Origin of the sequence: Marinobacter arenosus (assembly GCF_019264345.1) — a bacterium.
Taxonomy (GTDB): Bacteria; Pseudomonadota; Gammaproteobacteria; order Pseudomonadales; family Oleiphilaceae; genus Marinobacter; species Marinobacter arenosus.
Genome location: NZ_JAHVAO010000001.1, coordinates 1,859,530 through 1,878,490 on the forward strand (window position 1 = coordinate 1,859,530; position 18,961 = coordinate 1,878,490).

The window sequence follows — 18,961 nt, forward strand, 5'->3', positions numbered from 1 at the left end:
GCATTCGTCCCCATTGCCCGGCGGGTGAGTGTCAGAACATCTTCAGGTAGCGCTCCAGCTCCCAGGAAGACACGTGGTTCTGGTAGCTTTCCCACTCGCCCTGCTTGTACTCGATGAAGCTGTTGAACAGCGCCTCACCGAACACCTCCTTGGCCAACGGGTCCGCCTCGAACGCCGCGACGGCCTCCCCCAGGTTGCGGGGCAGGTACTCAATGCCCTGCTCGGCAATATCCGCATCGCTGTAGTTGTACATATTCTCGTGATGAGGCTCGCCCGCATCCAGTCCCTCGCGAATGCCCTCCAGGCCGGCGGCCAGAATCAGGGCGCCGCCCAGGTAGGGGTTGCAGGCGATATCCGCTGCCCGACATTCGATCCGCCCGCCCATGCTTGGAATCCGGATCATGTTGGTGCGGTTGTTGGAGCCGTAGCACATGAACACCGGCGCCCAGGTGGAACCCGACATACTGCCCTGACGCACCAGGCGCTTATAGCTGTTCACGGTCGGGGCAATCACCGCACTGATGGCGGCGCCGTGCTTCAGCACACCAGCAATGAAGTGGTAGGCGATCTTGCTGATGCCGCAGTTGTGGAGATCGTCGCCCTGGGGCTCAAACAGGTTCTCGCCGGTTTTGAGGTCGGCCAGGGACATATTGTAGTGGGCGCCGCTGCCGGTCCGGTCCGCGAAAGGTTTGGGCATGAAACTGGCGAACGCGCCGTGCTTGCGGGCAATTTCGTTGGCCATCATCCGGAAGAACACCAGGCGGTCCGCCATGGTCAGGCCGTCGGCGTACTTGAAGTCGGTTTCGAACTGGCCGTTGGCGTCCTCATGGTCGAACGAATAGACATCCCATCCCAGCTCGTTCATGGCATCCACCAGTTCGTCCATGATCGGCAGATTGTCCATCAGGGTGCGGGGGTCGTAACAGGGCTTGCCCAGGTTGTCGCGGTCGCTGAGGGGGGCAAAGCCACCGTCCTCGGTATCCCGAAACAGGAAAAACTCGGTTTCTATTCCCAGGTTGAACTGGTAGCCCATCTCCTCGGCGGCACTCAGCTGACGCCGGAAGACGTTGCGGGAGCAGGCCTCGAACGGTTCGCCATTCAGGTACAGGTTTCCGGGAAACCAGGCCAGTTGGCGGTTCCAGGGGCATACTGCGACGCCAGCGGCATCCGGCATGGCGGCCACTTCATCGTCGGAGATGTCCTGGGGCACGCCATCGAGCGCGGCGCCGGTGTAAAGCTCGGAGCCTTCCATCATCTGCCCCAGATGGGCGATGGGTACAAACTTGCCCTTGCTCACCCCGTGGATGTCCACGTAGCTGGCAATGGCGTATTTCACACCCGTTTCGGCCAGCGATTGCTGCAGGGCCTTGGTGTCGGTCAGGTCGGTCATGGTGATTCCTCGCGTGGCCCGGGCTTGCCGGGCCGATCAATGGATTTCTGGCACGTTTCTTTCTTGGAACCCACCATTCAACTTACATGCCAGCATGTATGTAAAAGACACAAGGGGCAACGACCCCTGCCCTGCCAGGGGTTTTCAGACGAGGCACAAATGTCCGAAAAACAGTGGATTATCGAAGACTTCGAAGCAGGCGACCTTGCCCTTTCGAGCGGCGAGACCCTGTTCTCGGCCAGACTGCACTACCACCAGATCGGGGAACTGAACGCACCAAAAGACAACCTGATCCTCTTACCCACGTACTACGGTGGTGCGGCCGCCGGCAATCACCCCTGGTTCGGTGCCGACAGCCCCCTGGATCCGGACCAGTACTGCATCGTCATTCCATCGCTGCTCGGGGCCGGCGAATCCTCGTCCCCCGCCAACACCTTCGGGGCACAGGCTGGGCACCGGTTTCCCCGGGTCAGCCTGTTCGACAACGTACAGCTTCAGAAACGGCTGGTTGACGAGGTATTCGGCGGCGCCCGACTGGCCCTGGTGATGGGCTGGTCCATGGGCGGCATGCAGGCACTGCAGTGGGGCAGCCTGTTCCCAGACCGGGTCGGGGCGGTTCTCGCCACCTGCTGTACGGCCCGGTGCCACCCTCACAACCGCGTCTTCCTGGAAGGCGTGAAAGCGGCCCTGACCTGTGACCGGGACTTCCAGAACGGTCACTACCGGACACCGCCGGTTCGAGGGCTCCGGGCCTTTGCCCGGGTATACGCCGGCTGGGCGTACTCCCAGGCGTTCTTTCGTCACGAACAATGGCGAGAGGCCGGCTTTGAATCCATTGAACACCTGCTGCAATGCTGGGAACAGGACCACCTGAGCCAGGACGCCAACAACCTGCTCACGGTTCTGGACACCTGGCAACGGGGCAACATCGCCGACAACCCGGTTTTTACCGGCGACTACGCCGCCGCGCTGTCAGCCATCACCATGCCCGCCTGCCTGATGCCCTCGACCACCGACCTCTATTTCACCGCTGAAGACGCGGCAACCGACGCCCGGGGCATGCCCGGCGCAAGCGTGCGGCCTCTGACGTCCGACTGGGGGCATATCGCCGGCGGCCCGGGCCGGGAAGCGGCAAGCGATCACCAGATCCTGTCGATGGCCGAGGCCCTGCTGGCCCGACGGGAGCGGTAACGGTGCACAGCCACTCTCAGCGCCCCGTATTGGTGCCCTGTTTGGATCGGCCCGTTTGCGGAGGGCTCCGGATGATGCGGTTCCTGGAGGCTTGGCACGCAGTCTGCAACGAAAGCAGTGACGGTTTACCAAACCCTTATCCGTGCACAGCAGCCATTCACAGAACACCGCAGACGGTGCGGCCAAGACAACGGACAACAATGGGTGACTAGGGTTCCGATCCGGGCAGGGATACACCACCAGCCCGGGTGGCTGGTCCGAGAGTTACCGACCTCTGGGAGGTTACACGGCGGGACAAAAGCCCGGGAGACAGACTCGCACGCGATTGCCGATCTGCGATGACCATGCCGTGTTGTGTGACCCGAGGAGAAGCCTTATGCGATTGATCAACCGCCGCCCCGGGCGGGTCTCTGCCACCCTACTGGGGCTGTTACCCTTCCTGCTCATCATGCTGGTCTACGGCCTTGCCTCCCAGGAGCGACTGGCAGACAACCCGAATGACAAACTGCTGCCCGGCCTGGAACAGATGACGGCTGCGGTCGACCGTATGGCGTTCCAGGAAGACCGTCGCAGCGGCGATATCCTGATGTGGCAGGACACCACCGCCAGCCTGGCCCGCCTGGGCATGGGGGTTGGCATTGCCGCCCTGCTGGCGCTGTTCGTCGGGCTTCTCAATGGCGTGCTGCCGCTGGTTCGGGCCAACCTCGCGCCCCTGGTGTCGGCCCTGTCCATGGTGCCGCCACTGGCCATCCTGCCCATCCTCTTTATCGTGTTCGGCCTCGGCGAACTGTCCAAGGTCATGCTGATCGTCATCGGCACCGCCCCGATCATGATGCGCGATGTCGCCCAGCGGGTGCGCGAGCTGCCCGGCGAACAGCTGATCAAGATCCAGACCCTGGGGGCGAATTCCTGGCAGGTCATCACCCGGATGGCCCTGCCCCAGGTGTTGCCCCGGCTGATCGATGCCGTGCGTCTGAGCCTGGGACCGGCCTGGCTGTTCCTTATTGCCGCCGAGGCCATCGCCTCCACCGAAGGCCTCGGTTACCGGATCTTCCTGGTCCGCCGCTACCTGGCCATGGATGTGATCCTGCCCTACGTCATCTGGATCACCATTCTCGCCATCGTCATCGACCAGTGCCTGCGCCTCGCCAACCGCAGGTTGTTCCCGTGGTACAACGCAGGAGGCCACTGATGAGCTTCATCACCGTCAACAAACTGTGGAAGGAATACGGTGACCAGGTGGTCCTGGAAAACCTGAACCTGAACGTCAAACAGGGCGAGTTCTGCACGCTGGTAGGCGCCTCCGGCTGTGGTAAATCCACCTTTTTGAAGATGCTGCTGGGCCAGGAAACCGCCAGCCGTGGTGAGCTGTTGCTGGAAGGTGAGGCGTTTCCGGCCGAACCGGACCGCAACCGGGGCATCGTGTTCCAGCGTTACTCGGTGTTCCCACACCTGACGGTCCGCCAGAACGTGCTGATGGGCCTGGAACTGGAACAGAAACCCTGGCTCGGCAAACTGTTCGGCACCGCCCGACGGGAAGCATTGGAGCGCGTGGATGCCATGCTGGAGTCAGTGGGCCTGACCCCGTCTGCTCACAAATGGCCCCACGAACTGTCGGGCGGCATGCAGCAACGGCTGGCCATCGCCCAGTCCCTGATCATGCGCCCACGGGTGCTGTTGCTGGACGAACCCTTTGGCGCCCTCGATCCCGGCATTCGCGGTGACATGCACGACCTGCTGCTGAAACTCTGGCAGGAAACCGGCACCACCATCTTCATGGTGACCCACGATCTCCAGGAAGGCTTCTATCTGGGCACCCGATTGCTGGTGTTCGACAAGGTCCGCAATGACCCGCACGACCCACAGGCCTTCGGGGCCACCATCACCTACGACCTGCCCATCGGGCGGACCGATCGCAAGCTGCTGGACGACATCCATCAATCGGTGGCGGAGACCGCTCGGCACCAGGCTGCCTGAGGGCAGCGGTCAGGCACAAAAAAGGTCGCCCGAGGGCGACCTTGTTCTTTCCTGGCCGGGATCAGTTGCTGGCAACCCGATCCTTCGGCAGTTTGAAGGTCCAGACCATACCGCCCTGGTTGAACTCCTTCACCACCTTGGCCACTTCACCCCCCCAGAGTGGAACCGCACCACCCCAGCCGGAGGCCACGGAGACGTACTGCTCGCCGTCCATCTCCCAGGTGACAGGGGTACCCACCACGCCGGAGCCGGTGTTGAACTTGTAGAGCTCTTCGCCGGTCTTGGCGTCGAACGCCTTCAGGTAGCCCTCGGGGGTACCGGTGAACACCAGGTCACCGGCCGTCGTCATCACACCACCCCACAGAGGCGCGGTATTCTCGTGACGCCACACTTCCTTGCCGGTTTTCGGATCCATCGCGCGCAGCACGCCGATGTAATCGTCGTTCGCCGGCTTGATGGTGAAGCCAGCACCCAGGAAGGCCGCGCCTTTCTTGTAGGAAACCGGCTCGTTCCAGATGTCCATGGACCACTCGTTGGACGGCACGTAGAACAGGCCGGTGTTCTGGCTGTACGCCATGGGCATCCAGTTCTTGCCACCCAGGAAGGCCGGCTGGGCGACGACCGGGTTACCCTTGGTGCCATCGGTGGCATTGGGGTCACCCGGACGGCCATCGTCGGTAAAGATCGGACGACCGGTCTTGGGATCCAGCCCCTTGGCCCAGGTGATCTTATCGACGAACGGGAAGCCCCGGATGAAGTCGCCGTTCTCGCGATTCAGGACGTACATGAAACCATTACGGTCGGCCGTCGCAGCCGCCTTGACGGTCTTGCCGTTTTCCTCGTAATCGAAGGAGATCAGTTCGTTGACGCCATCGTAATCCCAACCGTCGTGGGGCGTGGTCTGGAAGTGCCACTTGATGCTGCCATCGTTGGGGTCAATGGCCACGCGGGACGATGAGAACAGGTTGTCCCCGGGACGCAGGTGCGAGTTCCACGGGGCCGGGTTGCCGGTGCCGAAGAACAGGGAATCGGTATCCGGATCGTAGGTACCGCCCAGCCAGGTCGCGGCGCCGCCGTTCTTCCACATATCGCCGGGCCAGGTGCGTCCGGCTTCACCACCGGAAATACCGTTCTCGATGGCCTTGCCGTCCTTGTAGACGAACCCCATGTGGCCCTCGACCGTTGGGCGGGTCCAGAGCTTCTCGCCGGTGTTGGCGTCGTAGGCTTCGACCTTGCCGACAATACCGAATTCACCACCGGAGACACCGGTGATCAGCTTGCCCTTGACCACCAGCGGCGCAGCGGTGATGGCGTAGCCGGCCTGGTAGTCAGCGACCTTCTTGATCCACATCGGCTTGCCGGTGTCCTTGTTGAGGGCCACCAGCTTGGCGTCGAGGGTACCGAAAATCACCTTGTCGTCGTACAGTGCGACACCCCGGTTGACCACGTCACAGCAGGGCATGATGCCGTCGGGCAGACGCGCGTCGTACTGCCAGATTTCTTCGCCAGTCCTGGCGTCAATGGCGTACACGCGGGAATAGGAGGCGGTCACATACATCACCCCATCCTTGATCATCGGCTGGGATTCCTGACCGCGCATCTTTTCACTGCCGAAGGAGAAGGCCCAGACCGGCTGCAGGTACTGGATGTTGCTGGCATTCAGGTCATCCAGGGTGCTGAACCGCTGCCCCTGGGTGCCCATGCCATAGCTGACAATGTCTTCAGGGGTATTGGCATCGTTCATGATGTCTTCGTCGGTGACCGCCTGGGCCCCGTACGACACCGCCAGTGCCAGTGCGCTGGCAGCAATGCGAATCCCGAACTTGTTCGATCTCATGGTTGCGCTCTCCAATTCTCTTGTTTTCGGTTTTTCGGTGAACCGGGATAATTTCCCGCCTCTGCACTGATTCTTCGCTTTGATGGAAAAACCAACAATTACTCGCCGGCACTGGTTTTCTCATCACTTGGTAGTACTACTTCCCAAAAGAAAGCCCGCGACGGGGCGCGGGCTTCGGCGTGCAACATTCTCTGGGGCGGTCACTGGGGGGCTTGAGGGCTGCCCTCAGCCCTGGCGATGGCTTCCTCGCTGAGAAACTCCCGGTAGTACTGGGGCACGCTGTACTGCAGTTCCAGGTTGGCGAATACCCCATCCAGTTCACCGGTCTTGACCAGGTTGCCGATGATTTCCTCGAGGGCGTAGCCCAACTGACGATGGGTATGTTTGATGGCCATGCCGACATCCCACACCTGCTTGCCAAGGCCCGGGAAGCCGTTGCCGGCCAGCTGGAACGCGGCGTTCTCGGGCTTGGCCAGCTCATGGTCGATCTCCGCCCGCATGCCCATAACGGCACTGACCTCTCCCGCCCGCATGGCGTCGAAGGCCGTCCTGACATTGGGATAGTGGCGCACCTGTTCGCGCATGCGTCCCTGCAGCCCGGAGGTCAGGTAGAAGTCCGGTAGGGTGTCGATCTCGACTCCGATCGGGTGGTACTGGAACACCGCGACCGTCGACACCGACTCCAGTTTTTCCGGGTTGAAGGCAATCTGCCAGGTCTCCTGCTGGTAGGGTCCGAACAGCACCACCTGCTCATTGATGTACTCTCCGGTGGAGTCCTGCATGTAGGCGTATTCCTTGTCGTAGGGCACACGCATCATCACGTCGGCGAGCCGGCGCTTGGCCAGGTAATGGCCTTTCCAGACGTTGTTGCGCAGGTCGTCACCCAGGTTCTCGTCCGGCACGATCCAGTGGACCCGGAATGCCACACCCAGTTCACGGGCAATGCGCTGGCCGATTTCGACGTCGATCCCGCGAGGTTCACCGTTGACCTGGTAGGAATAGGGCGGAAAATTCTCATAGACGCCGACCTTGAGGTAGCCGGATTCGATGATTTTGTCATAGGTCCGGTCGGCCGGACGGTTGAGCAGAGGGTCCCCGTCGTCCACTTCCTGGGCGAAGACCAACTGGAAGACCAGAAGCAGGGTGATAACGCCAGACAGTGCTTTCATTGTTTTTCCTCAACGCCATCAGGCCGGCACATGGCCGGCCCGGAAACAGACCATCAGATCACCTGAGCCGACCGCTCACTCAGGCTTGGGCAGAGACTCCACGTAGGTCTTGATGGCCCACATGGCGTTCTGGTCCAGCGTCTTCTTCCAGGACGGCATACCCCGGTCGGTGCCGTTCCGCACCCGGGTGATGTAATACTCGTCGTCCCACTCGGTCAGCTCCCGCAGGTCCGGGGTCAGGCCGCCGGACATGGCACGGATACCGTGACAACCGGCGCAGTTGCCGGCGTAGGCGCTCTCGCCGATCGCCACCGCCTGGGCGTTCATGTCGCCGTGCTGATTGCCTTCGCGGAACGGGTTCTGGGCCAGGACTTCCTCACCCAGGGTCGGCAGGTTTCCGGTGTCAACCTCTTGGGGAGTGACATTGCCATGGGCCACGACCAGGCCGGCCGCGCCGAGCAGGGCCGTCGTGATCAGGGTTTTGAGTGAAAAGGACATTGCCATTGCTGCTTCCTCTGTGTTGATTCCCCGTGCACTGGCTGTTGGATTTGTCAGGTGCCAGCTTTCTGACTTTCAGTCTAAGAATCCCGCTCGCCAATCCGAATGCCACTTTGGAGGATTTGGCGTAGTTCCTTGGTAGTAGGTGGGAGGTCTGTGGTGAGCTTTCTCATCCTTTAGTACTGCCGGATTGCGACTTTCTGAATATTTCCGCCCCGGTCCGCGTTCTCTAAGCTCAAGGGAAAGACAACAAGAATCAGGAGCGCCTATGGACCGCAGGTACTTGCGGAGCGTCGCGGTGGGGGCCATGTTCAGCCTGTCCGCCGCGTCACTGGCCGCGCAGCCCGTTGACGTCGCCATCGGCTACGTCCAGTGGATTCCGGATCAGGGCCCGGTCCTGTCCAACGTGGCCCCGGAACCCGACGATGCGGGGCTCAGGGGGGCCGAACTGGCGTTGGCGGACAACAGCACCACGGGCAAATTTCTGGGCCACACCTACGCCCTGAAGAGCCAGGCAACCGACTCGGAAGCGGCCGCCGTCGCGGCGTTCGACAGCCTGCAGCAAAGCGGCATTGAACTGTTTGTGGTGAACGTGCCGGCGAGCACGGTCCGGACATTCATGGCCAGGGCCGGCGCACGGACCCTCGTGTTCAACGCCGGTGCCGAAGACGATCCACTGCGGACGGCAGACTGTCCGGCCAACCTCGTTCACACCATCCCCAGCCATGCCATGCTCACCGATGCCCTTGGCCAATGGCTGAACCAGCGGCGCTGGAACAAGCTGTTCCTGATCACCGGCCCGACGGAGGCCGATGTTGCCTGGGCCAGCGCCTTCCGCCGGTCCGCCCGGCGTTTTGGTCTGGACATCGTGGAAGACAAGCCATGGACCTTCGACGCCGACCTCCGGCGGACCGCCTCGAAGGAACTGCCGCTGTTTACCCAGGCGGATGACTACGATGCGGTGGTGGTCGCCGACGTCCGCGGGGATTTTGGCGAATACGTGCCGTTCAACACCTGGCTTCCGCGCCCGGTGGTGGGCACCCAGGGCATGTCGCCGGTGGCCTGGCATCGCGTCGTCGAAAGCTGGGGCGCGGCCCAGTTGCAGAACCGGTTCCGGGATCTGGCCGGGCGCGAGATGAACGGGGAGGACTACGCGGCGTGGGCCGCCGTGCGCTCCATTGGCACGGCCGTCACCGAGCTCGGAGCAGCGGACCCCGGGGCCATCCGCGACTTCCTGTTCAGCGACCGCTTCCAGCTCGCCGCCTTCAAGGGCCGGAAGCTGACCTATCGCGACTGGAATGGCCAACTGCGCCAGCCCATCCCGCTGGTTCACCCCCGGGGGCTGGTCGCTCGGGCGCCGTTCGAGGGTTACCTGCACCCCAATACGGACATGGACACCCTCGGCTTCGACAAACCCGAGAGCAAATGCCGCATCAACAACTGACCGTCATACCGAGTCCCGAGACCAAGGAGCACCAATGAAAGCACTGCTCAAACACACCGCACTGGCCGCCCTGATCGGTCTGTCGGCACCATCGCTGGCAAGCCTGGCCTACGTGTCGAACGAAAAAGACGACACCATTTCCATCATCGACACCGACACCCGGGAGGTGGTGCAGACCATTGATGTCGGGGCACGCCCGCGGGGCATACTGCTCTCAAAGGATCACACCCGGCTGTATATCTGTGCCAGTGACGACGACACCGTACAGGTGCTGGACCTGGCCACGCGCACGATCATCGACACCCTGCCTTCGGGCGAAGACCCGGAGCAGTTCGCCCTGCACCCCAACAACAAGCACCTGTACATCTCCAACGAGGACGACGCCATCGTGACCGTGGTGGACGTCACCAGCAAGGAGGTGCTGGCGCAAATCGACGTGGGCATCGAGCCCGAAGGCATGGCGGTCAGCCCCGACGGCCGATGGGCCGTCAACACCAGCGAAACCACCAGCATGCTGCACTGGATCAATACCGAAACGTTCAAGATCGAGAAAAACATTGTGGTGGGCCAGCGCCCTCGACACGTGGAATTCAGCAAGGACAGCAAGATCGCCTGGGCCTCCGCCGAAATTGGCGGCACGGTGCACATCATCGATGTCGACACGCTGGAACCGATCCACGAGATGACCTTCAAGGTGCCCGGGGTCAACCAGGATCGGGTGCAACCGGTGGGTATCGAGCTGACCTCCGATGGCAAATACGCGTTCGTGGCCCTGGGCCCCTCCAATCACGTGGCGGTGGTCGACGCCAAAACCTATGAGGTGCTGGATTACCTGCTGGTCGGCGCCCGGGTCTGGCAGCTGGATCTGGATAAAGACGAGAAACACCTCTATACCACTAATGGGGTCTCCGGCGATGTCTCGGTCATCGACGTGGACGACTTGAAAGTCATCAAATCCATCAAGGTAGGCCGCTACCCCTGGGGTGTGGTAATCGATCCGACGACATGACCATAGAAGCCCGCAACCTCAGCTTCCGCTACGGTGACAAGCCGGTCCTCAAGGAGGTCAGCTTTGCCCTGACCCCCGGTCACTTCCATGCCCTGCTGGGCCCCAACGGCGCGGGTAAGTCGACACTGTTTGGTTTGCTGACCCGGCTGCTGGCGCTGCAGCAGGGAGACGTCCTGATGGCCGGGCAGTCCCTGAAACGGCAACCATCGGAGGCCATGCGCAGGATCGGCGTGGTGTTCCAGCAGAATGCCCTGGATCTGGACCTGACGGTGCGGCAAAACCTGATGTACCACGGCGCCCTGCACGGCCTGTCCCGACAGCAGGCCCGTGCCCGTGGTGACCGCGAGCTGGAACGTTTCGGCTTGCTGGACCGGGCGGACGAACCGGTGCGCAAGCTCAACGGCGGCCACCGGCGCCGGGTGGAAATTGCCCGCGCCCTGCTCCACCAGCCGTCGCTGCTCCTGCTGGACGAACCCACCGTTGGCCTGGACGTTGCCAGCCGGCGGGCCCTGAATGACCATGTCCGGACGCTGTGCGAGGAAGACGGCCTGACCGTGCTCTGGGCAACCCACCTGATTGAAGAGGTGCGGCCGGATGACCACGTGTTGATCCTGCACCAGGGCCAGTTGCTGGCCAATGGTTCCGGCCGTGCGATCTGCGAGGCCGAGGGCGCCCGGGACCTGGCCGAAACCTTTGAAGCACTGACAGGAGCAGCACCATGAGCCCGGCCCAGTATTGGCATTGTTTTGTCGGCATCCAGACCCGGGAATGGCTGCGGTTCTGGCAACAGCGGACCCGCTTTGCCAGTGCCCTGGTGCGTCCGCTCTTGTGGCTGGTGGTGTTTGCCGCCGGCTTCCGGGCGGTGCTGGGCATTTCCATCATTCCGCCCTACGACACCTACATTACCTACGAGACCTACATCGCCCCCGGGCTGTGCGGCATGATCATCCTGTTCAACAGCATGCAGGGTGCGCTCTCGATGGTGTACGACCGCGAGCTGGGCAGCATGCGGGTGCTGCTGATGAGCCCCCTGCCCCGAACCTTCCTGCTGGTGACCAAGCTGCTGGCCATGGGCGTGGTGTCGGTGGGCCAGGTGTATGTGTTCCTGGTCCTGGCCCTGTTGGTGGACGTGGAGCCACCACTCTGGGGCTACCTGGCAGTCCTGCCCGCGCTGGTGCTGACCAGCCTGATGCTCGGCGCCCTGGGATTGCTGATTGCCACCTGGATCAAGCAGTTGGAGAACTTTGCCGGGGTGATGAACTTCGTCATCTTCCCGATGTTTTTCATGTCGTCGGCGCTGTACCCCCTGTGGCGGATGAACGAGGCCAGCCCCTGGTTGTACTGGATCTGCCAGTTCAACCCATTCACCCATGCGGTGGAGGCAATCCGGTTTTCGCTGTATCTGGAGTGGAACCCGATGGCCTACGGCATCACCGCTGCGATCACCGTGGTGCTGGCCTTGTTGGCGACGGCCGGGTTTCGGCCCCAGCGAACCCGAATTCTTGGGACCAAGCCCGCGTGAACGGAGCAAGTGGGCGATGGGGTAGCCGTTAGGAACCCGCTAAATCCAGATCGCGCAGTTTGCCCAGTAATTCTTCTATCGATCTGGGCTCGCTCACGGCGTCGTCCCATTGCAGTCGTGCCGGCGCGCCATCCAGGTACCACAGCCGATTGGCCAGGATCTCCGCATCGGCACCGTCGTGGGTCACGCAAATCATCGCCATGTCGGGGTGGGCATCCAGAATCCCGGCTATCCGTTTTTTCAGTTCCCCCGCCATCACCGGGTCCAGCGAGGCAAACGGCTCATCCAGCAACAGCAGATCCGGCTCGACGGCCAGGCACCTGGCCAGGGCCGCCCGTCTGGCCATGCCCAGGGACAGCTGGTCAGGAAGGTAATGACCGTACCCGGCCAGGCCAACCTGGCCCAGCAGGTCGTCGGCCTGCTGACTGCTGGCGCCAACCAGCCGGAGATTGGCGCTCAGGGTCCGCCAGGGCAACAGGCGGTGCTCCTGGAACAGGTAGCCCACCCGCACCTTGTCACGCCCGAGGACGGCCTCATTGGGAACGGATTGATCGAGACCGGAGATCGCATTCAACAGGGTTGTCTTGCCGATACCGGACGGACCCAGCAGACAGATCCGGTCACCGCGCTCTACCGTGGCGAAGATTTCGCCGAGCACCGGTTGGCCGAAATCGCGACCCGCAATCCGGAGTTCAAGCATGGGCGGCCTCCGGCTGGCGCCATCGGCTGGAACGCCGCTCCAACGGCTGCAGGATGCCCAGCTCGATGAGCTGGACCACGGCGATGAACGCCAGGCTGTAGGCGAGGATCGCCGCCACATCGAAGACCTGGAAAGCCATGTGGAGCTGGAACCCGACACCGCTTGACCGACCGAGCAGCTCGACCACCAGGACAATCTTCCAGATCAGCGCCAGCCCCCCGCGGGTCGCTGCCATCAGGTAAGGGAACAGCTGGGGCACCCACACTTCCCGGAACCGCTGCCAGCGGGAGAACCGGTAGACGGTGGCCATCTCCTCCAGCCGGTAATCGAGACTGCGGGCGCCCTCTCGCACGGTAACCGCAACGTTGGGCACCTTATTGATCACCACCGCCATCACCGCCGCCACTTCCACCAGTCCGAACCAGACGTACATCAGGATGATGGTGACCAGCGCAGGCAGGTTCAGAAGCAGCACCAGCAGGGGGTCGAACAGGGCGTTGGTCATCGCAGAGCGTCCCATGGCGATACCAATCAGGGTGCCCAAGGTCATGGCCAACACGAACGCAAACAGGACTCGCCGAAGGGTCGCGCCAAGGTGGTGCCACAGCTCTCCGGAGCCCGCCTCCCGGACAAGGGTGTCCAGCACCTCGACCGGCGTCGGCAACAGGGGCGACTGGATCAGCCCGGCCAACAAGGCCCATACAATCAGAATCGCCGGCAAGACCACCCAGTAGCTCCACACCGGAGGCCGGCCACGACGCAGGGATCGGGCCCCGGAGCTCATGGCCCGCCCCGGTAAAACAGGGACTCCGGCATCAGTGCCTTCGGCTCCACCCCGGTCAGCACCAGCAGCTCACGCAGATCGGCGATTCGTTGTGCGGTCAGAGGCTGAGGGGTTCCGGCAATGAAACCCTCGCGCAACGCCTCAAACACCCCCTTGTCGGCGGTTCGCATCATCGGACGTACGCGTTGCCAATAGATGGGCTGTTGCGCCAGTTCGGATTTCGCATCGGCAATGGACCGGGCGAAACTGTCGACCAACTGAGGGTTCTCCCGGGCCCAGGCGTCGGGGAAGACGTACCCCAGAACGGGCAGATCGTCGGCCAGGTCCATTGCGGTGAGCAGATCCGCCATGCCGAACGCGGAGCGCCAGCCACCCTCGCCTTTCAGCCGGGCGGCGAAATGCCAGTAGGTGACGATGGCATCCACCTGTCCGCGCCGGAGTGCCTGACTGAGCAGCGGTGGTGCGGCGTATTGCACCTCGGCCACCGCACTCAGATCGATGCCCCGTTGTTCCGCCACCCGCTGCAGCAGAATCCAGCCCTTGCTATCGGGGCCGCCGGCCACCCCGATGCGCAAGCCCGCAAGGTCGCTGACGGTTCTGACCGGCGACGCCTCGCCCACAACGATGTCGCCGATACTGGACGAGAAGGGCACGTACCGGAAGGCACTGCCCGCCTGATACCGCGACTGCGCCCAGAGCAGATCCGCGACCGCACCGTTGACCGTGCCACTGGTCACGGCGAGGTGCGACGCGGGCAGATTGGCCACGGGCCGAATCACCAGGCTGAAGCCATTGCGGCGATCCAGTTGCCGGTCGGCGACGTGGCTCAGCTCCCAGTGCGCGGTGCCAAACTGCAGCACACTCACAGACACCGTTGGCAAGCCGTCGCCCTGATCGGCAACGACCAACGGTTGCCACGACAGGAACAGAATCAGCAGGGCGCCAATCGAGAGCCTGCACAACCTGTATTTTTGTTGGTATCGGTTCATCCCTCCACGATACGAACCCCGTCGCCGGGCAAGAATAGTACTTTGGTGCCTGTTTTTTGGTGCGATGGTCGCATTCACCCGGCGGCCGGTATCGCGTGTAATGAAACCATCACAATAATAACCAGAGGTCAGGCGAGACCACGCCGTCCCCTACGCACTGGAGGCCGCCATGCTGAACGAGCCCGATGCCGCACTCTCATCCGAAACCCGCTATCATGAGTCGGAAACACACCTCGATAATGACAACAAACAGGTAGATGTAGTTATGGATCCGGCCTATAAGATCCTGATTGCCGACGACCACCCTCTCTTTCGCGAAGCCATCAGCAGTGTCATTGCGTCCGGATTCGCCGGCAGTGAGATCGTCGAGACCGACGATCTCGACAGCGCCCTGGCCATCACCCGGGAGAACGATGACCTGGACCTGATCCTGCTGGATTTGAACATGCCGGGCATGCACGGCCTGAACGGCCTGATCACGCTGCGCAACGAGGCACCCACCATTCCGGTGGTGATCGTCTCGGCGGAGGAAGACAAACAGGTGGTGTTGCAGGCCATTACCTATGGCGCGGTGGGTTTTATCACCAAATCGTCGCCCCGGGCCCAGATGACTGAGGCCATCCAGCAGATTCTCAACGGCAACGTGTACCTGCCGTCGGACATCATCCGGACCGGCAAGGAAAGCAGCAGCCGCCGCCACCGCAACGACGACAACCCGATTTCACCGGAGCTGCTGAATTCCCTGACGCGACGCCAACTCCTGGTGCTGGAGCGCATGTCCAAGGGTGAATCCAACAAGCAGATTGCCTACAACCTCAACATTGCCGAAACCACCGTCAAAGCCCATGTCTCGGCGATACTGCGGAAACTGGGCGTGCACAACCGGGTCCAGGCCATCCTGTCCGCCAGCGATGTGGATTTCAGCCAGTACCTGAAGCGCTGATGAGATGATTCAGGGTGCTGCGGAGCTTGAGCGGCTTCACCGGTTTGTTCATCAGTAGGTGACCCAGCCCGCGAATGTGCTGTTTCAACTCGTTGGTGTAGTTGGCGGTGATCATGATCACCGGCGCAGGGCGGGCCCGACGCCCGTTGATGCTCGCCACCACGTCGACCCCTGTCTCTTCATTATCCAGGTGATAATCCGCCAGGATCAGATCCACGGGACTGGTGGCCGGGTCGAGCTGACGCTCAAGGTCCGCCAGCGACACCGCCGTGATCACCTGGCAATCCCAATTTTCAAGCAGGGTCTGCATGCCCTCGCAGATTGCATGATCGTTGTCGATCACCCAGATACGGGCGCCGCCCAGACCGGTGTCCGGCACGGCGATAAGGCTGTCATCGCCGGAGGGGCGCCGGGGCAGTAGCCGGCCCAGCGGAACCCGGACGCTGAACACCGATCCCCGCCCTTCAACCGACGACACCCGAACCTCATGGCCCAGCATCCGGGAGATTTTATCGACAATGGCCAGTCCGAGCCCCAGCCCCTTGTCCGCCTGGGACCCGGACGGTCGAATGCGCTTGAACTCCTGGAAGATCTCCGTGAGCTTGTCTTCGGGAATCCCGGGGCCGGTATCCCAGACCTGCAACAGAACATGATCACCACGGCGACGGCAGCCCAGAAGGATGCGCCCGGAGCCGGTGTATCGAATGGCGTTGGTCAGGAAGTTGCGCAGAATCCGGGCCAGCAGCTGGGAATCCGACTCCACCACCGCCGATGACGGCACAAAATCCAGTTTCAGGCCTTCGGCGACCGCCATCTGGCGGAACTCCCGGGCAATGTTATTGAGCAAATCCCGCAGGTCGAAGGCGGTGACATCCGGCTTGATCACGCCGGCATCCAGCTTGGAAATGTCCACCAGGGTGCCCAGCAGGTTCTCGACGTCGTCGAGTGAGGTGCTCACCGAGCGCACCAGGCTTTCCGCCTTGGGCCCGAAGGACTGCTCCAGCAGTGCACTGGTGAACAGCCGCGCGGCGTTGAGTGGTTGCAAAAGGTCGTGACTGACCGCCGCCAGGAACTTGGTCTTGGACAGGTTGGCCCGCTCCGCCTCCAGCTTGGCGTCCCGCAACCGGGCTTCCACCGCCGCCCGCTCGCCGATTTCCTGGCGCAACTGGTTGTTCAGGCCTGTCAGTGCCGCCGTGCGCTCCTTTACCCGGCGCTCCAGGTGGTCGTAGGCCTGCTCCAACGCCAGCGCCGTCTTGCGCCGGTCGGTGATGTCACGAATCAACACGAAAAAGCCGGTGATGACGTTGTCGGCGTCATGATTGGGCACGTAGGAACGAAGCATGTAACGGACCTCGCCCTGTTCGCCGGTCTCCTCGAATTCAAAGGTGATGCTTTGCCCGTCCAGGGCCTGGTAGACCTGTGGCAGCAACCGTCGGTAAAGATCCGGGGCGTGGACCTCATCCAGCCGTTTGCCCAGCGGCGATTCCCCGTTACGCCCGTACCAGGACTCGTAGACCTTGTTGCAGAACTGCACCGTCATGTCGGCGCCGACGTACGCAATCAATGCCGGGACGTGGTCGGTCACCACGCGAATCCAACGTTCGCTTTCCTCGAGCGCCTTGATCCGGCGCGCCATCTCGCTGTTCTTGACGTCGGTGATGTCGGAGTAGAGCACCACCAGCCCGCCTTCCCGGGTGGGGCGTTCGGTCATCTGAACCCAGCGGTCGTTGGCCAGCAGGAAAACCACGCCTTCGGAGTCCGGATGGCTGTGTTCCTCCTGGATCAGGCCCGAGCTCAGCGCCTGGGCCTTCACCTCGACGATCGACGTGCCGGCAACGGGCGGTTCCAGGCCGGCGTGGCGCCAGTAACTTCGAAACCGGCTGTTGCTCTGGATCAGCCGGTGTTGGTGATCGAACAGCACAAAGCCGTCAGCGATGCTTTCAATGGCATCGCTCAGGCGCTGGCGGGTGGTTTCCGCCTCTTCCCGGGCCCGGCTGAGCGCCTTGTTGCTGCCTTTGAGTTCTTCCATGGCCTGGTTCAGGGCATCGGTGCGTTCACGCACCTGCTCCGCCAGCACCACCGAGTGCTCGAACGCGGCGTAGGGCTCGGGCTTGTGGGCCGAACCGGACTCCACCCGCTCGATCAGGGCATCCCGAATCTTCCGCAGGCGCTCGTTCTCTGCTTCCAGGGCCGCGATGCGGTCGTCCTTGAGCGCCTCTGGCGGGCCCTCAGCGGGGTCCGGAATGGGCATCAGGTTCGCCAATGACAACCCCCGTAAATGTCTGGTTGATGTGCATGCCGTCAAACTGCTCGCCGTAGGTGTTGAAGCCGATGACCTTGTGGTGGCGGAGGAATTCCGAGACCGCGTCCACTTCTCCGGTCAGCTCGGCTTCCAGGCGACGCAGGAAACAATCACAACCAATGGTCACCAGGGGCGGCCCCACCACGCGTTCAGAGGCTTCGATCTGGGTGCGCACGCTGTCCAGCAGGGACTCCGGCTCCATCGCAGTCATCACGATGCCGGTCTCGACGGCACAATAGAACGTCAGGCTCCTGTCCGGATTCACCCGCTGAATGGATCGCACGAAGTAGTGCCCGCCGATCTTGACGCCCATGGGGCGAAGGGCAAACACCTTGCGGTCCAGATCATCGACCTCGACACCGACCGCCCGGGCATAGGCCTCGGCCGCCGGCTCGGCATTCAGCTCAAACACCGTGCGGCTCTCGGCACAGGCGTCGGTCACCACCAGCTTCTGGCTGCGCTCCACCATGTGGTGGGTTGAGAACACGCGGAAATCCAGTGGCGTGTTGACCAGCAGCACGGTCGCCGCACCGTTGTGGAACTGGCCCTCGTAGAACACGTGGGTATTGGCCAGGCGCTCGTCATCACCGGCAGAGCCCCCGAACTGAGGGATGGTTCCCAGCGCCGCATTGAGTGTAGCCAGCACCAGCTCTTCCCGGCTCGACAGGCCGTCGAGCAGGGTAATGGCGAAGGTATTGCCCTTGATCGGTGCCAGCTTCGCATCCCGGCAGGTGGCCAGCAGCCCGTCGATCACGCCCTGGGCATCCTGCAGGGTAAACTGGTCCAGCTCCCGGATCAGGGCACAGTCAATGGCAAAGTAGCGACGGTCGAAACCGATGGCGGTGATGCAGCCCCGGCCATAGCCCTCCGGGGTAATCTCGCCGGCCGACGTACAACCACACACGCGGACATGCCGAAACTCGTGCTCAAGCGCAATACCCAGGCGGCCGAGATCGTACTCCGCGGAACAGAAGAAGAGGACACAGCCAAGGTGCTCGTGATTGAGCTGACTGGCGAGGTTGGTGGCCGCCAGCATCGGGTCCCGGACACTGGAACTGGCCACCCGCACGGCGGGCAGTGTCGTCGCTGGTTTCATAAAGGCCGGCTTCGGAAATGGGTGAATTCTCTCCGATTCTACGGCATCCGCGCAGCCAGCCAATGCGACTTCAGTGCTTTTAATCGGTGCGCCAAAGTGATCATAAGCCA

17 protein-coding genes and 1 riboswitch are annotated in these 18,961 nt (G+C 62.5%); of the genes, 8 read left to right on the forward strand and 9 right to left on the reverse strand.

What is annotated here, in order from left to right:
- Positions 1 to 31: 31 nt before the first annotated feature.
- A complete protein-coding gene (gene glnT, locus KXD86_RS08630; protein WP_218635625.1) occupies positions 32 to 1,390 on the reverse strand; it encodes a type III glutamate--ammonia ligase in 1,359 nt (452 codons plus the stop codon).
- Positions 1,391 to 1,549: 159 nt separating this feature from the next.
- Here glnT and KXD86_RS08635 point away from each other — a divergent pair, with 159 nt between their 5' ends.
- From KXD86_RS08635 to KXD86_RS08645, 3 genes are all read left to right on the forward strand, one after another.
- A complete protein-coding gene (locus tag KXD86_RS08635; protein ID WP_218635626.1) occupies positions 1,550 to 2,581 on the forward strand; it encodes an alpha/beta fold hydrolase in 1,032 nt (343 codons plus the stop codon).
- A 197-nt stretch (positions 2,582 to 2,778) separates the two neighbouring features.
- Positions 2,779 to 2,892, forward strand: a riboswitch (guanidine-I (ykkC/yxkD leader).
- Between the two features lie 65 nt (positions 2,893 to 2,957).
- A complete protein-coding gene (locus KXD86_RS08640) occupies positions 2,958 to 3,773 on the forward strand; it encodes an ABC transporter permease (protein WP_218635627.1) in 816 nt (271 codons plus the stop codon).
- Positions 3,773 to 4,558 (forward strand): ABC transporter ATP-binding protein, encoded by a 786-nt coding sequence (locus KXD86_RS08645; protein WP_218635628.1) that lies wholly within the window; start codon positions 3,773 to 3,775, stop codon positions 4,556 to 4,558. Before KXD86_RS08640 ends, KXD86_RS08645 begins: the two co-directional genes overlap by 1 nt.
- A 61-nt stretch (positions 4,559 to 4,619) precedes the next feature.
- Here the strand turns inward: KXD86_RS08645 and KXD86_RS08650 are convergent, their stop codons facing one another.
- From KXD86_RS08650 to pedF, 3 genes are all read right to left on the reverse strand, one after another.
- Positions 4,620 to 6,395 carry a PQQ-dependent methanol/ethanol family dehydrogenase gene (locus tag KXD86_RS08650; RefSeq protein ID WP_218635629.1) on the reverse strand — a complete coding sequence of 592 codons (1,776 nt, stop codon included), beginning with the start codon at positions 6,393 to 6,395 and terminating at the stop codon, positions 4,620 to 4,622.
- 200 nt (positions 6,396 to 6,595) lie between these two features.
- The gene (locus KXD86_RS08655) at positions 6,596 to 7,564 is read right to left on the reverse strand and encodes a substrate-binding periplasmic protein (RefSeq protein WP_218635630.1); all 969 of its coding nucleotides are present in this window, start codon (positions 7,562 to 7,564) and stop codon (positions 6,596 to 6,598) included.
- A gap of 75 nt (positions 7,565 to 7,639) precedes the next feature.
- Positions 7,640 to 8,068 carry a cytochrome c-550 PedF gene (pedF, locus tag KXD86_RS08660; RefSeq protein ID WP_218635631.1) on the reverse strand — a complete coding sequence of 143 codons (429 nt, stop codon included), beginning with the start codon at positions 8,066 to 8,068 and terminating at the stop codon, positions 7,640 to 7,642.
- 301 nt (positions 8,069 to 8,369) lie between these two features.
- Here pedF and pedA1 point away from each other — a divergent pair, with 301 nt between their 5' ends.
- Genes pedA1 through pedC form a run of 4 tightly spaced genes read left to right on the forward strand, consistent with a single transcriptional unit; the run spans position 8,370 to position 12,037 of the window.
- The gene (gene pedA1, locus KXD86_RS08665) at positions 8,370 to 9,506 is read left to right on the forward strand and encodes a lanthanide ABC transporter ABC transporter substrate-binding protein PedA1 (protein WP_512699705.1); all 1,137 of its coding nucleotides are present in this window, start codon (positions 8,370 to 8,372) and stop codon (positions 9,504 to 9,506) included.
- A 34-nt stretch (positions 9,507 to 9,540) separates the two neighbouring features.
- On the forward strand, positions 9,541 to 10,515 hold the full coding sequence (locus tag KXD86_RS08670) for a YVTN family beta-propeller repeat protein (RefSeq protein ID WP_218635633.1): 975 nt from the start codon (positions 9,541 to 9,543) through the stop codon (positions 10,513 to 10,515).
- Entirely contained in the window at positions 10,512 to 11,237 is a 726-nt protein-coding gene (gene pedB, locus KXD86_RS08675) for a lanthanide ABC transporter ATP-binding protein PedB/LutE (protein WP_218635634.1), read from the forward strand. The genes KXD86_RS08670 and pedB overlap by 4 nt, the downstream gene beginning before the upstream one ends.
- Positions 11,234 to 12,037, forward strand: coding sequence for a lanthanide ABC transporter permease protein PedC (gene pedC / locus KXD86_RS08680; RefSeq protein ID WP_218635635.1), 804 nt, complete (start codon positions 11,234 to 11,236; stop codon positions 12,035 to 12,037). The genes pedB and pedC overlap by 4 nt, the downstream gene beginning before the upstream one ends.
- A 28-nt stretch (positions 12,038 to 12,065) precedes the next feature.
- Here pedC and KXD86_RS08685 read toward each other — a convergent pair whose 3' ends face one another.
- Genes KXD86_RS08685 through KXD86_RS08695 form a run of 3 tightly spaced genes read right to left on the reverse strand, consistent with a single transcriptional unit; the run spans position 12,066 to position 14,510 of the window.
- Positions 12,066 to 12,737 (reverse strand): ABC transporter ATP-binding protein, encoded by a 672-nt coding sequence (locus KXD86_RS08685; RefSeq protein WP_218635636.1) that lies wholly within the window; start codon positions 12,735 to 12,737, stop codon positions 12,066 to 12,068.
- A complete protein-coding gene (locus KXD86_RS08690; protein WP_228739354.1) occupies positions 12,730 to 13,521 on the reverse strand; it encodes an ABC transporter permease in 792 nt (263 codons plus the stop codon). The genes KXD86_RS08685 and KXD86_RS08690 overlap by 8 nt, the downstream gene beginning before the upstream one ends.
- The gene (locus KXD86_RS08695; protein WP_218635637.1) at positions 13,518 to 14,510 is read right to left on the reverse strand and encodes an ABC transporter substrate-binding protein; all 993 of its coding nucleotides are present in this window, start codon (positions 14,508 to 14,510) and stop codon (positions 13,518 to 13,520) included. Before KXD86_RS08695 ends, KXD86_RS08690 begins: the two co-directional genes overlap by 4 nt.
- Positions 14,511 to 14,775: 265 nt before the next feature.
- Here KXD86_RS08695 and KXD86_RS08700 point away from each other — a divergent pair, with 265 nt between their 5' ends.
- Complete coding sequence (locus tag KXD86_RS08700; RefSeq protein ID WP_228739507.1) at positions 14,776 to 15,453, forward strand: response regulator transcription factor; 678 nt, start codon at positions 14,776 to 14,778, stop codon at positions 15,451 to 15,453.
- Here the strand turns inward: KXD86_RS08700 and KXD86_RS08705 are convergent.
- Positions 15,431 to 17,704, reverse strand: a complete 2,274-nt coding sequence (locus KXD86_RS08705; protein WP_218636778.1) for a hybrid sensor histidine kinase/response regulator — start codon at positions 17,702 to 17,704, stop codon at positions 15,431 to 15,433. The two genes, KXD86_RS08700 and KXD86_RS08705, sit on opposite strands and share 23 nt — an antisense overlap.
- Positions 17,682 to 18,851: a nitric oxide-sensing protein NosP gene (gene nosP / locus KXD86_RS08710; protein ID WP_376770953.1), complete on the reverse strand. Its 1,170-nt coding sequence runs from the start codon at positions 18,849 to 18,851 to the stop codon at positions 17,682 to 17,684. Before nosP ends, KXD86_RS08705 begins: the two co-directional genes overlap by 23 nt.
- Between the last annotated feature and the right edge of the window lie 110 nt (positions 18,852 to 18,961).